We start from the raw sequence: 14,733 nt of genomic DNA on the forward strand, positions 1-14,733 counted from the left end.
CACCGCCGCAATGTAGGGCTCGGTGGACCTCCACTCGATGCCCGTCTTCCGGGCTATCAGTCAGGGATGCGGTGGCCGAAGAAGTAGCGGACGCCGTCCTCGTACTTCGCGGCGTCGGGGCTGTTGAGGAAGGACTCGGCGATGCGCGCGGCCGCGAGTGGTTGGAAGACCTTGTCCACGAACATGTCGTGGCAGTCGATGCCGGTGGATGCCTCGAAACGGCGGCGGAGATCAACTTCGGCACGGCGCGCTGGGCCGAGATCATGGGCGAGTCTGTGGGCGAAATACTTAACACTTGCAAGCTCGCCGTTGAAGACGAGGACGTTGCCACTGCCGTATTGGGCACACAAGGCTTCGTAGCGGTGCATGACGAGGCCGAGGTACTCCTCCAGTGCATCCTCCGGTGGCTCCACTGCGAGGAGGCTCCACTCCCGCTCCATCATCAGTGACAGCATGATGGGGAAATAATCAACATCCTTTATCCTGGCGAGGCGGAGGGTGATGTAATGGTCGACAATGACGGGGACGGCGTCGAGAAAACCCCAGTTGACGAACGCGTCACAGTAGGCGGAAGCCTTGTCGCGATAGTAGTAGAGCGCCATTTTGTCCTGGGTTTTCCGCTCCGCCTCGAGTTCCTCCCGCATTTGCTGGAAGCAGGAGAAGGTGCCCGCATCCCCCAAGAGGGTGCGAATGGTGGCACGCAGGACTCCATCCTCGGTCTTGCGGTAGATCTCCAGGAGTTCTTCGACTCGGCTGAAGTCACCCATTTTGAGCAAGTTGAATATCTCTTCCGTGCGAAGCCAGAGGCGCTTGTCGGGCTCCTCCTGTAGTTCGGGAAAGTCCGGAGGCGTGGGGCGAGGGAAGTACCCGTCGTAGAGAGGAATGAGTTGGTTCTCGTAGAACGTTCGGCGCTTTGGGGGCATGGAAATGGAGCGTGCCTCGTAGGAGTTGGTAGGGACTAGTTTCGCTTCCAGGAGGAGGGGGTCCGGCCGGAGAGTCTTGTCCTGCTGGCGCCAGACTCCCGGAAGTGCTGGTGCCACTTGTCGGGTGTGCCGGCTTGCCAGTCGGTAAACTGGTCGTCGATCTTCTTGCACACCCGGCATAAGAGATCGTGAGGCTGGAGATTGCCTGCACCTGTTGGACAGCCGCCCGCGGTCTTGGGCGTGAGATGGTTGACTTTCTTGAAGCCGTCCGTCCTCTTGGGAGGCTCCTCCTTGGGATTGGCGGCGACAAAACGTTCAGTGATTCCTGGATTGTTTTTGAGGAATTCTCTTTGATATGTTTTTGATATGTTTATGCGTTCCCCGGTGCGTCTGTTCTCTACCTGGCACTTCCATGCTGCTTCGATGGACGCCGTGGAGACGGCACCGCGTGAGCGGAAGACGTCGCAGGGCGGCTCGGGGAAGACGCGCCCCTCGCAGGTGCACTCCTTGTCCTTCATGGCCTTCATGGTGGCCAGGATGTCCCTTCGCCACTGGGTGCGTTTCCGGCCATCGTGATCACCCAGATCGGTCGATCGTGATCCGTAATCACCACGTTCTGGTGCTCGGCCACCCAGCGGCACGAGCCCAGCTGGCGCACCAGACTCTTGTCCAGTTCGCGCTTGGGTGCGTAGTCGATGTCCTCCAGGCTCGCGCTGCTCAGCCGCAGCTTCGCCTCGCGCAGGCAGCGCGCCGTGCGCGCGTTCTCCCGGTGCAGCCACTCGGCGTCCACCAGCATTCCCAGCCGCTCGTCGAAGGACAGCTTCGCCAGCTCGGGGTCCTTCTGCTGCCGCTCCCACTCGGCGGCCAGGACGGAGAGCTTCAGGGCGTGCAGTTTCTGCATCGTCGGTTCGTTCAGCACGTGCTTCTCCTCGGGTGTATGGCACCTGCCGGGTGCCGCGGTGTTGGAGGGCCTCGTCGTCGCGCGCCGGCGCACGCAGTGCGACGGCGCGCCCCTCACGCACGAGGCTCCCAGGTGGCGTGAGGGTCAGTGATAGTAGTCGCCGCCGCGCATGTTCTCGTGCGTCTGCGCGGCGGGCTCCGGCTGCACTTCGTCCGTTGGTGGGGCGAGCCGGTCCAGCCCGTTCTGGAGAATGGAGTCGACGTGCCGGAAGGAGCGGGCGCTCACTGCCAGGGCTCGCGTGCACGCCGCCTCCAGCCGCTCGTTACCGTAGCGTTTGGCCAGCCCCAGTATCCCCAGGCAGGAGCGGTAGCCCATCTCCGGGTGGGGACGCTCGCGCAGGATGCTCTCCACCAGCTTCTGGGTGTTGGGGCCGATGGTGCCCGCCCAGTGCACCAGCCGCGAGGGCGTCCACTCCAGGTGCTTCTGGTGCGCCTTGGGCATGTGCTCGGGCTGCGTGGTGTGCCGGCCCCGCTCGTCGCTGCGCACGTGGCTCGCCACGCTGGTACAGCTCCACCAGTGGTGGTGCACCTGCACGTGGTAGTCGATGTTGACTCTCACCTGCGTCCACTCGCCGTAGGTGAAGGACTCGGCCGGTAGCGGCCTCAGCGCGGGCTTATCCAGCCGCTCGAAGAGCTCGCGCCGGCTCGCCTCGTACAGCCGCATCTTCCGGTTGTTGATGTCCTCGAGCAGCTCGCCAATGCGCTCATTGAGCGCCTCCAGCGAGAAGAAGGTGTGGTGGCGCAGCCGCGCCAGCAGCCAGCGCTGCACCACCAGCACGCCCACCTCCACCTTCGCCTTGTCCCGGGTCGGGCAGGGGCCGCTGGGCCGCTGGCTTCGGCGCGGCGCCATACAGCCGCTCCTCCAACTCCTCCTCCCGCATCTGCTCCACCTGCTCCCCGTCCAGCTTCGCCGCCGTGGCGCGCGCCAGCACGCTCCCCACCGCCCCCGCGCTGATTCCCAGGCTGCTGGCCACCTCCCGGTGGCTTCTCTTCTGCACCCACTTCTGCCGTAGCACTTCTCGTATGTGACGCATGGACAGTCGCTCCGTGGCCATCGGCCCTCCTCGCGGAGGGCCGTCGACGAATGCCGTCCAGCGTGCTCGCTCGGCTCGCCCGCCCTCCCGCGTCCGGTGCTACCAGCCGACGGGCCCCGTAGGGCGAACCACCTGACCTCCAGCGTAGTCCTCGGACCCAAAGGCCCGCGGAGCACGATGGCCGATCCCGGTGAGCACGATGGGCCGACGCGCGCCCTCTGCGCTACCTCCACCTACCTCTGCCCGCCAGTTTCAGGCCGCGACGCTCGGCTCGTACAAATTCCCGCGCTTCTCGGTGAGCATCGACAATTTGAATGCAGGGGTGAACTCCGGGGCCCAAACGCCCCGGACCAGGCGAAGGGGGGCGCCAATGGGACAATTCTCCGTGGAGCATCCGACACCGCTGACCTTCGAGGCGCTGACGCTCGCCAACGAGGAACTGCGTCCCTTGCCGCTGCTGTGGCGCGGACACCTTCCACTGCACGAGGGGCTTCACGAGGCGCACGCCCTCGCCGTGCGCGTGAATGGCCTGCCCGCGAGGAAGCCTTAAACCCTCGTTCCTGCCGCTCGAGTTTCCCTCAAGGAGTCACCTCATGGCCAACACCGTCGGTGTCAACAAGATGTCCGTCATCACCAAGGACTCCAACGGCACCACCGTCGCCTTCCCGGACGTATGCAAGACTCCCAGCCCAGTCGGCCCCGTCCCCATTCCCTACCCCAACATTGCCCGCTCCTCGGACACGGCCCAGGGCACCAGGAGCGTGCTGGTAGAGAGCAACCCGGTGTGCGTGAAGGACTCGAACTTCAGCACCAGCACGGGCGACGAGGCAGGCACGGCGGGGGGTGGCGTGGCCTCGAGCAAAACCAAGGGCAAGGCCGAGTTCGTCAACTTCTCCTTCGACGTGAAATTCGAGGGGAAGAACGTGGCCCGCGCTTTCGACCTCATGCTGCACAACGACAAGAACACCCCGCCCTTCCCCGTGATGCAGCCCCCCGTGGTGGCCCTCGGCAGGGACAAGGAAAAACCCAGGTGCCTGGTATGCGACAAGGACCTATAGCCGCCGCCTGCACATGGAGGACTGACGCATGAAGACAGACGACACGCAACAGCCGGGCGGCCCTGCTGTGCTCGAGCCCATTCTCGCTCCACGGCAGGGCTGGGTGGCCGGGCTCGCCACTGACGGGGGAGTGTTGGTGGACTTCCCGGGCAACTCCAGAGGCCCCGTGGGGGCGAAGCTGGGGTTGCCGCTCGATGCACGCGCGGTGCGGGAGGCCGTGGCCCGACGCCAGCCCGTCATGCTCCTTTTCGAGGAGGGGGACCCGCGCCGTCCCTTCCTGCTGGCCTTCGTCTACACCCCCAGCCCCACGCCCATGCTGGACTCGCTGCTGGAGAACACCGCGACATACCCGCCCGAGCACGTGAAGGTGGACGGCCAGCGCATGCCGCTCAAGGTGAAGGGCCGTAGCGAGGTGTCCTTCTCGTGTGGCGACTCGCGCGTCACCCTCACGCCCAACGAGCTGTCGCTGGTGTGCGGCGAGGCCAGCCTCACCCTGCAGCGCAACGGCCGGGCCGTGCTGCGGGGCGTGCGGGTTGAGTCACGCGCGGAGGATGTCAACCGGATAAAGGGTGGCGCGGTGGAGGTGAACTAGCGTGGAGGCGCTCAGCGACGAGCTGTTCCTCAACTGGGAGGTATACGAGGAGCACCTGGAGGAGGCGGAGTTCCTCTGGGGCCAGAGGGAGCGGCAGGGTGGGTCTCCCGAGTACCGGCTGCCGGAGGTGGCCGAGGGAGAAGAGCGGCTGCTGGCCCGGGTGGATGCACTGGTGTTGGGAGGCACACCGGTAGCAGAGGGGTTGCTGGTGCCGGCACTGGAGTCCGAGCTGCCCACGCGCACCAGCGCCGCGGCGTACACGCTGCTGGTGGGGGGCGTGCCCGGCGCGAGCCAGGCGGTGCTGGAGGCGGTGAGGAAGGAGGTGCCCGGTGTGTTGGAGGCCATGGCGAAGGCCCTGGCCCTCCTGGAGCCTGGTGCCTTGCCGGCCTGGGTACCGCAGCTTTTGGAGGCACCGGAGCCCGCACTCCAGGCGCTGGCGCTGGGCGTGCTGGGGACACACGGGGGCGTGCCGACGGCCCGGTTGTTGGCCCTCCTGCAGCACGAGGAGGAGGAGGTGGTGGCTGCGGCCCTGCGGGCCCTGGCTCGCAGTCGCACGGCCGTGGACGGCAGGACTCTGCAGCACCTGCTGGCCTCGCCCGTGCCGGCGGTGCGCGACGCCGCCATTGAGGCCGGGCTGGCGGGAGGCCAGCGCGCCGCCTGGGCCGCGTGTCAGGCCACGCTCGCCGTGCCGGATGCGCACCTCTCCCGGCTGCTATGGGCCCTGGGGGGAGACGACAGGGACGTGCAGCGGCTGGTGGCACTGCTCGACACTCCTGCCCTGCGTGCGGACGTGCTGTGGGTGCTCGGCTTCTCCGGCCGCCTGGCCGCAGCCGACGCCTGCATGGTGTGCCTGGCAGACCCCTCCGTGACTGCTCTGGCCGGCGAGGCCTTCTCCGCACTGACGGGCCTGCGCCTGAAGGGCCCTTACGCACTGGAGCGCTCCGAGCCGTCAGAAGCCGAGTTGGATACCAACCCGGACATGGACATCCGCCGCTCGATGGAGGACTTGCTGCCCCTGCCCGCCCCGGACGCGGTAGCCGCATGGTGGAAGGAGGCACGCCCGCGCTTCACCCCGGGGCAACGCTACCTTCTCGGTGAGCCACTCACCGCGGGCTCCCTGCTGGAGGCGCTGGAGACAGCCCCCATGCGCCGCCGGCACGTATTGGGCCTGGAGGTGACGCTGCGCAGCCAGGGCCAGGTGCGTGTACCCACCCGCGCGTGGGCCCGTACCCAGGAGGCCGCCCTGCGCGCGGCTCGAGCCCTGCCCCCAGCACATTTCGCACGCCCCTTCACGGAGGGACTCTCCTCATGAAAGCGGCACCATGGCAGCTCGAGCTGCCTCCGGGCCATGTCGCCATGACAGGCCTGGGCATGACGTCCTCGCTGGGACTCAATGTGGTGGCGGGGTGCGCGGCGGCCCGCGCGGGGGTAACGCGCTTGAGCCACCTGGAGATTGAGGAGTCGGACGTGAAGACGCTGGAGAGTGTGCCCCTCAAGGGCCATACCGTGCGGGGCTTCACGGACGGTTTCGAAGGAGTGGGACGCCTGCTGCGGCTGGCGGATGCGGCCCTGGGGGACATGCTGGAGTACTCGCGACTCAAGCCCGAGGAGGCCGGGCGCCTGGGCTTCTTCCTGTGCTTGCCCGGTGAGCTGTATGCGCGCATGCGCAGTGAGTCGGTGCGCACGCTGGAGGGAATGACGCCCACACTGGCGCAGGCACTTGAGGAGGAGGACGCCCTGGAGCGCAAGCAGGCCCGGGAGGCCATGGAGCGGCGGCTGCTGCCGGAGTTGCTCACCCTGCACGGACTCACAGTGCCCCCTGCCGCGCGGGCCTGCTTTCCAGGGGGAGCGGCCACCTTCGCCCTGGCGCTGGCGCGTGCGGCGGATCTCCTGCGGACAAGAGAGCTGGAGCGCTGCGTGGTGGGGGGCGTGGACTCACTGGTGTACGGGGCCGCGTTGGAGGACGTGTACGAGCTGGGCTTGGTGCACACACCGGAGTCCGCCGTGGGCTTCTTCCCGGGAGAAGCGGCGGCCTTCGTGCTGCTGGAGAGGGCGGACGCCGCAAGGGCCCGAGAGGCCCGTGTGGAGGCATGGCTGGGCAACGTGGCCCTCGAGGCGGAGCCCTTCCACCGCTTCTCCGGCGAGGTACCTCTGGGGGCGGCGCTGCAGCGCGCCGCAGCGGCCTGCTGCAACGGGCAGCAGGTGGGCCTGGTGGTGGCCAACCTCAATGGGGACGAGTGGCGGGCGCGCGACTTCGGCACGGCCCTGCTGGCCATGAAGGAGGCGGGCCTGCCCACGGAGGCGCCGCGGTGGTACCCACCGGCCTCCTTCGGCGAGGTGGGAGCCGCGACGGGCGCCGTCTCCACGTGCATGCTGGTGAGGGCTTTTGCCCGGGGCCATGCGGGTAGCCCCCACGCGCTCGTCCTCCTGCTGGCGGACGACGAAACCCGGAGCGCCTACCTCCTTCACGCGGCCTGAGGTGGCCGGTACACGACGAGGGAAGTCACCAATGGAGCAGGACAGAGCCCGACAGGAAGCCCAGGCACGGCTGGAGAAGGCCAGAGCGGAAGCCGAAGAGGCCCGCAAGAGGGCTGAAGAGGCCCGCGCTCGCGCGGATGCCAACGAGGAGCGGCTGAAGAAGGCCCGCGAGGAGTTCGACAAAGCGCGCCAGGAGCGCAAGGGCGGCATCGGCAAGGCCGAGAAGGAGTTGAAGGAAGCCGAGCGGCCGGAGAAGGAAGCGGAGAAGGCGGAGAAGAGCGCCAGTGCGAAGGCGCGCGAGGAGCACCTCTCCTCCCTGCTGGCAGCTGACAGTCACCAGCACGGAGAGGAGAGCGGCTGCGTCACCCGGTGCCTGTGGGACAAGGCTCGGCCCCCCACCTGGAGGCGCCGGTGCCTCTTCCGAGGCCACAACCACCGGGAGAATGGGGTGAAGTACCAGCTCGCCAACGAGTCCGACTGGTACAACCTGGACTTCAGGGAGCGCAATAGCGAGTCGCGCAAACGACTGAACAAGGAATTCAGCGACGCACAACTCGGCGTGCGCAAGCCCGTCAACAACCCCACCATCAGCAAGGACTGCTGGTGGATGAGCAAGTACGGCGCCAACTTCCGGATAAACAACCGTCCCTGGAAGAACGAAGCCCACCACATCATCCCGATAGAGGCCCTCGCCACACACTTCGATGGAAAGCTGCTTCTACTCCAAGCAGTCAAATACAACGTCAACATTGGCGTTAATATCATCATGCTTCCCATCAATGAAAAACACGCACGGGTGTACCAGCTCCCCTCACACCCATCAAACCACCCTGACTACAACAGATCCCTCAAGCGCATGCTAGACAGCATATCCAATAAATTCGGGAAAGAGAAAGAAAAACAAGGCGGGCACCCGGAAATGTCGGCAGAAAACCCAGGCAATCATCGAACCAACCTCAACAACTTCTCCCTCGGGATGCGAATCCAGTTACGCGACTTTGCAATCGAAAAGGCAAAGGCAGGCGCACCCCTACACATCAACGATATTTTCAAACCAATTCGATAGAACCGGCACCATCAACAGCCCCCCCTCTGCTCAAGACACCATGCACAACTACTTCATTCTCGAATCACACCCCTCTCCCGAGAACTGCACTATCAACAAGTGCCCCGAGCCGCTCGATAGCAAGAAATGGCGGATCGCCGAAGGCGAACCCATGGGGGGACATTACAGCCCTCCGGTTCGCCTCGACATGGACAAGAGCCATGGCGGAATGCACATTCCAGACTTTATCGACAACAACCTCCATCTCCCGCTCGTTAGCGGCAAACTCAAGCAACTACTGGAGCGCGAGTCAAATGCCGAGATAGAGTTCTTGCCATTCATGCTCTATAATCACAAAGGCAGGGTCGCCTGCGACGACTGCTACATCGCCAACGTCCTGGGCTCACAGGACTGTGTCGATAGAACCAGGACCGAAGGCCAGGAGGACGCCTCTGAACCTGGTCAGTACATTGGCCTGTTCAGACTCTTCCTGGACCCAGCACGGATTGATCCTCAGAGCAGGCTCTTCCGTATCAGCGCCAAACCATCCGTCCTCATAATCCGGGATGATCTGCGTGCCCTCTTCGAACAGAATGAGGTGACTGGCGCGAGGTACATCGCCATGGGCGAGAAGTGCATGCTCTACTGATGCGTGCAATGTTTTTGCAAGAGGGCTCAACGCCATGAACCTGGAGACCGTTCGGGAGAACGCCCACGTATACCTAATGGAGGCGCTTGACAGCATCTCACAGAGAACGGCCGATGAGCAGTCCGGTCTAGCCTATATAACCGCGGCTTATTTTTACCGACGAATCGCCATCTGCGAACTGCTCGCCGAGGCACGAATGGATCGGTTTGCAACTTTTCTGGCGAAGTCCGCGTTGGTGCGTATCCACTTCCTTCGCCTCGTCACGCAGGGGCACGCAGCCGCCCCGCTCCATACCTGTGCAAGCCGGAATTTCTCCTTTGTTGACTCACTCGTCGCTGGCCAACTTCACATGGCGGTGGAGCTTGCCCGGCTGACTCCGGATCGGCATACACCAAGCATCGAATATGAGGACGACTTCCTCCTGCATCGCTTCCTCCAACGGCTCACCCTTCACCTCCATGTAGGTGACAACTTCGACCTTGCAGCCATGTTGGAGCGCTGGGAGACAGTGCTGGAAGGAGAGTATGACCCGTACCTGGGAGCATGCAAGGCATTGCTGCAGAAAGACACCCGGGCGCTCAATGAGGCGCTGCGTGACGCCATCGCTATTCGTAAGCGCTCCTTTCAAGACGAGAAGAAGCAGTCGGTCCCCCCTGACAGACGTCTTACCGAGGGCTTTGTCTTCATGGATGGGTTGGCCTTCTTGCGGCTCGCCGAGACGCTCGGCATGCCGGTTCAACGCGAGTACCCCACCATTCCCAAGTTCGCACGCATTCCCCTGGGGCGAGCACCACTGCCTCATGACTCGTGGATGCGCCCCGAGCAGGCGGTACCCGCGTAGGGCAATGCCTCCCTTAGCACTACAGTTGTAGGTTCAAAAATAGACGGAAATCCACTTCCTTCTGGGGCAGTGTCCGTCCTGTCCTTGCTTCATCCTGGGAACATGCGAGGGCCAGGGTGACTTCCCGAGTCAGGCGGTTGTAGCTACCTGACAGGGTAGTAGCCAGGGAGACGAGAAACGAGGGGGGATGGAAGTGACGGTGGAGGTGATGTGGTTCCAACCTATGGGAGAAGTCGCATCCAAAGGGGGAGCACATGTCCAAGTCCATCACGGCGGAGTCCACCCGTGTCGTGCCCGCCGACACGGAGGCCACCTTCGTTGCGAAACTCTCCGGGGAGTTGAAGCGGGTGCTGGGGTGGCTCAATCAGCACTTTCGCCGTCCCGAGACACGGCGCAATGTGGAGGACTTCCTGCGAGCCCTGCTGGCGCGCGTGGAGCACAAGAATTCCTGGGGATTGAGCGAGGAGGCGGGCCGACCCACTCCGTACGCCTTCCAGTACCTGTTGGGGCGCGCCAGATGGGAGCCGGACGAAGTGCGCGACTCCATGCAAGCCGATGTCTTGCGCAAGCTGGGCCCCAAGGGGGACCTCATCCTGGATGAGACGGGCTTCCTCAAGAAGGGGGACATGTCCGCCGGTGTCGCGCACCAGTACACCGGCACGGCCGGCGGCATCGCCAACTGCCAGATGGGTGTCTTCCTCGTCTATGCCACCCCCCAGGGGCATACCCTGCTCGACCGGGAACTGTACCTGCCCGAGGAGTGGACTTCTGACAGGGAGCGCTGCCGCCGGGCAGGTATTGCAGATGAGGTGGAGTTCGCCACCAAACCGCAACTGGAGCAGCGGATGCTTCAGCGGGCCTTTGGAGCGGGGTACACGCCGCGTTGGGTGCTTGGGGATGAGGTGTATGGCCGGGATGGCAAGTTGCGCGCTTTTCTGGAGCAACGTCGCCAACGCTATGTCTTGACAGTCGCCTCGAACACTCCGGTTGAGCGAGGACTGCGCAAGATGACTCCCGCCCAGATACTCCTCGAGGAGGTGCACCCGGAGGACTTCCAGCGACTGTCCGCGGGCGACGGCGCCAAGGGTCCTCGCGAGTCGGATTGGGCTCGGGTGCGGCTCAATCCCCGGACGTGGAGAGCCTCAGCCGCTGGCTGCTGGTGCGGCGAGATGTGGACAAAACCCTTGAAACACTCACCCTGAGCAACTACGACTTCTTCCTGGTGCACGCGCCCGCGAATACCTCGCTGGAGGCCATGGTGGAGGCGGCGGGAGGCCGCTGGCCCGTGGAGTCCTGCTTTGAATCCGCCAAGCAGGAGGTAGGGCTGGATGAATATGAAGTGCGCTCGTGGACGGGGTGGTACCGACACATGACGTTGTGCCTGGTGGCGCACTCCTTTCTCACGACGGCGCATCTGGAGCTCAATGCGATGCGAATTCAGGAGCCGGCGAACTCTGGCTCCGGCCACCCGGAGACAGCTACGGCTGACACGCGGGAGCAGTCTCCTGCTCCAGCACACCAGATTCCCGCGCGGGCAGGGACTGTGCGGGAGACGGCAGGCCGCAAACACGCTTCTCCGGAGTCCCTCCTCCCAAAAGTCCTGGGCCCGCCGTGCAAGAAGAGCAGCATGCATCTCTTTCTGCACCGGCGCGGCCTTCGCTCTCCAGCCTCGGCGTCCAACTCGTCCTCTTCAGCATCCAGGAGGTGAGACGGCTCTTCATCCGTCTGCTGCAATCATGGCAACCCCCGAGCGCTTTTTCCCTCCGATGGAGTTTCTGGCGACGTCGGCATCAAGCCATTGCCAGGCTCTGTCACTACCGCAAACGCACCTCTCAGCCCTGGTAGTGAGCTTGCAACTGTAGTGATTGGCACTCGGCGCGAGCAACACTGCTCGCGCGTGGTAACGGTGCTCGTGGAACCTGATGAAAGGCGCCTCTCCCTGGTATGGCAGAGCGTGCTGCGCGTTCCCGCACCTGAGGCGGACTATCTCGACGAGACGGAAATCGTCGAACAAAGGAGCGCGACGTGAACGCCCAGGTCGAGGTGGTGGCCGTCGCCGCACGAACCCCTGTCGGGCTTACTGCGGAGAGCAGCGCGGCCTCCGTGCGCGCTGGCATCTGCCGGTACGCCGAGTATCCCTTCATCGATCCACGCGGCGAGCCGGTCGTGGTCGCCGCCGACCGACTGTTAGAGCCTGGACTTGAGGGGCGAGACCGTCTGGTGCCCATGGCCGGGAGTGTTCTCGAGGAGATCGAGGCCAAGATCGATCACAAGGTCCTCTACGGGGGCAGGCTCAGCGTGTTGCTCGCGCTTCCAGAAACCCGCCCGGGATTTTCCGAGGAAGACGCGGCATGGGTCGTGGGCGCCCTGTCCGCGCGCTTGCGAGCGAAAACGTCCAGCGCCCATGTCGAGCTCGCCGGACGCGGGCACGCCGGAGCCATTCGGGCGGTCGAGCAGGCGGTACGGGAGTGCTCCGAGAGCAGGGAGACTCTGTTCCTGGTCATTGGCGTCGATAGCTATCACCACGCGGACACGTTCGCTTGGCTGGAGCGCGGTCGCAGGTTCGCGCAGCCCGGGATTCGCAGTGGATTCACCCCTGGCGAGGGAGTTGGATGCCTCGCACTGATGAGCGCTGGACTGCGCCGTCGCTTGCGCCTCCCCCAATTGGCCGTCGTGCGAGGGGCACGCACGGCACAGGAGCGACTCCTGCGCGACAGCGACACGGGCTCGTTCGGCGTCGGAATGACGCAGGCCGTTCAGGGCGCGGTCGCCGGGCTCGACCTTCCGAGAGAGCGCGTCGACGTCCTGTACACGGACATCAATGGCGAGCGTTATCGCAGCGAGGAGTGGGGCTTCGTCGCGTTGCGTGCGCCGTCGGTCTGGAAGTCACCGGGGTACAAAGCCCCGAGTGACTGCTGGGGCGACGTGGGCGCAGCGTTTGGGGCCCTCGGTGGCGTGCTGGCGATCCGGGCGTTCGCACGAGGCTACGCGCGAGGCCCGCGAGCGCTGGTAATGGCAGGTTCCGATAGCGGGCTGCGGGGGGCCATGCTCCTGCAAGCTCCGCAGGTGTCATGAGGAGGCAATCCCAATGCCGAGCGTATCAGTGAATGCTCCGAAGACCCCGGTGACCGAGGATAGCAACGGGCTCGCCGCGGCGACGTTACCCAACGTGTGCAAGATGCCGGGGCCGCCAGCGCCGTTCGTCCCGACCCCGTTGCCCAACATTGGCGAGAGCGGGACAGACCCGAAGAATTATTCCAAGAGCGTTACTATCGAAGGCAAGAAGGTCGCCATCCGGGGCGCAACCTTCGGCTCCATGGGCGACGTGGCCAGCAAGGGGACCGGCGGTGGGGTGGTCTCCGCGAACGTGGAAGGACCCACGAGCTTCGTGGGTCCCGGGTCCATGGACGTGAAGATCGAGGGAAAGAACGTCCAGTTGCTCGGCGATCCAATGCTCAACAACTGCGGGCCGAGCGGCAGTCCGGCCAACGCGGCGACGATGATGGGCGTGATCCAGATGAATGGGACCGTCACATTCGTCACCGGAGATGACGAATGTCCTGTGTGCGGAAAGAACCATGGCAAGCAGGGCGCATTGAAAGAGATAAAAGCAACAAAGGTCAACGCCCAGCGGTTGACCAAGCAGCTCACCGAGAAGAACTATCTTGCCAATAGCGAGCCCCCCAGCACGATGCTTGGTGTCGTCCGGTGCCTGTGCAAGAAGAAGCATTACGCGGACCGATCGAGCGAAACAGACGATGTGCTCCGCGCGACCATCAAAGACATTGGATGGCATGGTCCCAATGGCGATTCCAATAAAGAGCCTGATGCCAAAGACACTGCCGCCCCCAAGAAAGACGAGGCAGACACCAAGAAGGGCGGGGTTCTCAATTTCCTGAAGACTCGTTTCGAGAATGCCCCAGAGCGAGTGGAGAGGATAGAGGAGGTATGGGAGGATGCCGAAGATCTCTGTCAACGAAGAAGGCGTAACAAAACATTGCCTTCCGCCTACAAACCGGGGCGTTGTGCCGCCCCCAAAACGCTCCTGCTTGTCATGCAGGATGGTGCCCACGCTGGCGGCATCACCGAGCAGTGGTTCCACAACCAGGGCAATCCAACCGTGGGTTTGATCAAATACCATGATAGGGAGAGTGGCTCACCGATGGTGAGACAATTTGCCCACGGCGAAACCGTCCCTCTGTGTGAGAGTTGCAACCTCATTCTCCCCTTGCTGCTCTGCCCCAACGACGAAGAAAGGCAAAAATGCCAACACAAGACCTAGAGTTGGAAATGGAGGAATTGCTCCTGAGAATCGTGCCTGGGCTCTCCGAGCAGTGGAAGGGTGCCACACCCGACGCGATTGCGCAGATCGAACGAATTGCAGGCCGTCCCTTGCCTTCATTTTATCGCTGGTTCCTGAACCGCATGGGCCAGAGCATGGGCCCTCTGGCCTATCCGACTCTGGACTTCTCGGCGCAGCGAGTGCTCTCTTGTTACGCCAAGAAACTGGTCGTGCCTGAACAGCGGTTCTTGCTCATCGCATATGAGTCCGATGAGGTGATGCCTTTGCATCTCTTCTACGACTTCACCGCGCCAGCACGAGAAGATGCATTGGTAACGACACGTGCCGCTCAGGAGGGCGAGCTCTCGGACGATTTCGAGACCCTGCGCGAGATGCTGGCATGGGGTGCATTCTCATTGTTCCGGGTCGAGGGCATGCCGCAGATGTGCAGCGGCAGTCTCAAGGGGAACGATCCAGACTTTCTCTCGGACCTCGATCTGCTGATGAGCAGCCTTGGGTTCACGAGCCCGATTTCCACCGGGCCCCTCTGCCGGCTTTACGAGCGGCACGATGCGACCATGATATGCAGGGGCACGCCGAGGGCAGGACGTGGTAACAGGCGGACCTTCAACCTCGGAGGCCGTAACGCGGGAACTCTCAGGAGAATCCTGGGCGAGATAACTACGCAATCCTCGCTGGAGGTCAAAGTCAAGGATTGGGCTCCAGCGCTCCGGTGAAGTACCAGGCCTGCTGTTGGCCAGGAACCCGCCTCGCTCAAGGCGGGCAGTGAAGAAGAAGCGGTAAAAGCCGCCCACGCTTGAAGAATCCCCACCAGTTCTGCGCGGCATGACAGCACCGTAAGCGTAGCCCG

General features: G+C 64.0%; 15 protein-coding genes and 1 pseudogene. 12 read left to right on the plus strand and 4 right to left on the minus strand.

Annotation, left to right across the window (positions count from 1 at the left end; translation table 11 throughout):
• Positions 1-56: 56 nt before the first annotated feature.
• From JQX13_RS22675 to JQX13_RS22690, 4 genes are all read right to left on the minus strand, one after another.
• Entirely contained in the window at positions 57-923 is an 867-nt protein-coding gene (locus JQX13_RS22675) for a hypothetical protein (protein ID WP_203411007.1), read from the minus strand.
• Positions 924-958: 35 nt separating this feature from the next.
• Positions 959-1,450 (minus strand): hypothetical protein, encoded by a 492-nt coding sequence (locus tag JQX13_RS22680; protein ID WP_203411008.1) that lies wholly within the window; start codon positions 1,448-1,450, stop codon positions 959-961.
• Positions 1,447-1,842 carry an ATP-binding protein gene (locus JQX13_RS22685; RefSeq protein ID WP_203411009.1) on the minus strand — a complete coding sequence of 132 codons (396 nt, stop codon included), beginning with the start codon at positions 1,840-1,842 and terminating at the stop codon, positions 1,447-1,449. The genes JQX13_RS22680 and JQX13_RS22685 overlap by 4 nt, the downstream gene beginning before the upstream one ends.
• A 126-nt stretch (positions 1,843-1,968) precedes the next feature.
• Positions 1,969-2,733 (minus strand): hypothetical protein, encoded by a 765-nt coding sequence (locus tag JQX13_RS22690; protein ID WP_430384185.1) that lies wholly within the window; start codon positions 2,731-2,733, stop codon positions 1,969-1,971.
• A 554-nt stretch (positions 2,734-3,287) separates the two neighbouring features.
• Between JQX13_RS22690 and JQX13_RS22695 the strand changes: the two genes are divergently transcribed.
• From JQX13_RS22695 to JQX13_RS22750, 12 genes and pseudogenes are all read left to right on the plus strand, one after another.
• Positions 3,288-3,467 (plus strand): hypothetical protein, encoded by a 180-nt coding sequence (locus JQX13_RS22695; RefSeq protein ID WP_203411010.1) that lies wholly within the window; start codon positions 3,288-3,290, stop codon positions 3,465-3,467.
• 43 nt (positions 3,468-3,510) lie between these two features.
• A complete protein-coding gene (locus JQX13_RS22700; protein ID WP_203411011.1) occupies positions 3,511-3,975 on the plus strand; it encodes a DUF4150 domain-containing protein in 465 nt (154 codons plus the stop codon).
• A gap of 28 nt (positions 3,976-4,003) precedes the next feature.
• On the plus strand, positions 4,004-4,567 hold the full coding sequence (locus JQX13_RS22705; protein WP_203411012.1) for a DUF6484 domain-containing protein: 564 nt from the start codon (positions 4,004-4,006) through the stop codon (positions 4,565-4,567).
• Position 4,568: 1 nt separating this feature from the next.
• A complete protein-coding gene (locus tag JQX13_RS22710) occupies positions 4,569-5,879 on the plus strand; it encodes a TIGR02270 family protein (protein ID WP_203411013.1) in 1,311 nt (436 codons plus the stop codon).
• Positions 5,876-7,045 (plus strand): hypothetical protein, encoded by a 1,170-nt coding sequence (locus tag JQX13_RS22715; RefSeq protein WP_203411014.1) that lies wholly within the window; start codon positions 5,876-5,878, stop codon positions 7,043-7,045. The genes JQX13_RS22710 and JQX13_RS22715 overlap by 4 nt, the downstream gene beginning before the upstream one ends.
• Positions 7,046-7,076: 31 nt before the next feature.
• The gene (locus tag JQX13_RS22720; protein ID WP_203411015.1) at positions 7,077-8,111 is read left to right on the plus strand and encodes an AHH domain-containing protein; all 1,035 of its coding nucleotides are present in this window, start codon (positions 7,077-7,079) and stop codon (positions 8,109-8,111) included.
• 40 nt (positions 8,112-8,151) lie between these two features.
• On the plus strand, positions 8,152-8,739 hold the full coding sequence (locus JQX13_RS22725; RefSeq protein WP_203411016.1) for an imm11 family protein: 588 nt from the start codon (positions 8,152-8,154) through the stop codon (positions 8,737-8,739).
• A 34-nt stretch (positions 8,740-8,773) separates the two neighbouring features.
• Positions 8,774-9,580 (plus strand): Imm49 family immunity protein, encoded by an 807-nt coding sequence (locus tag JQX13_RS22730; RefSeq protein WP_203411017.1) that lies wholly within the window; start codon positions 8,774-8,776, stop codon positions 9,578-9,580.
• A 254-nt stretch (positions 9,581-9,834) separates the two neighbouring features.
• Positions 9,835-10,985: pseudogene (locus JQX13_RS22735) on the plus strand (IS701 family transposase); the annotation flags it as partial.
• 620 nt (positions 10,986-11,605) lie between these two features.
• Positions 11,606-12,655, plus strand: coding sequence for a hypothetical protein (locus tag JQX13_RS22740; RefSeq protein WP_203411019.1), 1,050 nt, complete (start codon positions 11,606-11,608; stop codon positions 12,653-12,655).
• A 13-nt stretch (positions 12,656-12,668) separates the two neighbouring features.
• Complete coding sequence (locus JQX13_RS22745; RefSeq protein ID WP_203411020.1) at positions 12,669-13,862, plus strand: DUF4150 domain-containing protein; 1,194 nt, start codon at positions 12,669-12,671, stop codon at positions 13,860-13,862.
• Positions 13,863-13,870: 8 nt separating this feature from the next.
• On the plus strand, positions 13,871-14,599 hold the full coding sequence (locus tag JQX13_RS22750) for an SMI1/KNR4 family protein (protein WP_203411021.1): 729 nt from the start codon (positions 13,871-13,873) through the stop codon (positions 14,597-14,599).
• The last annotated feature ends 134 nt before the right edge of the window (positions 14,600-14,733 follow it).

This window comes from Archangium violaceum, assembly GCF_016859125.1.
GTDB classification, from domain to species: domain Bacteria; phylum Myxococcota; class Myxococcia; order Myxococcales; family Myxococcaceae; genus Archangium; species Archangium violaceum_A.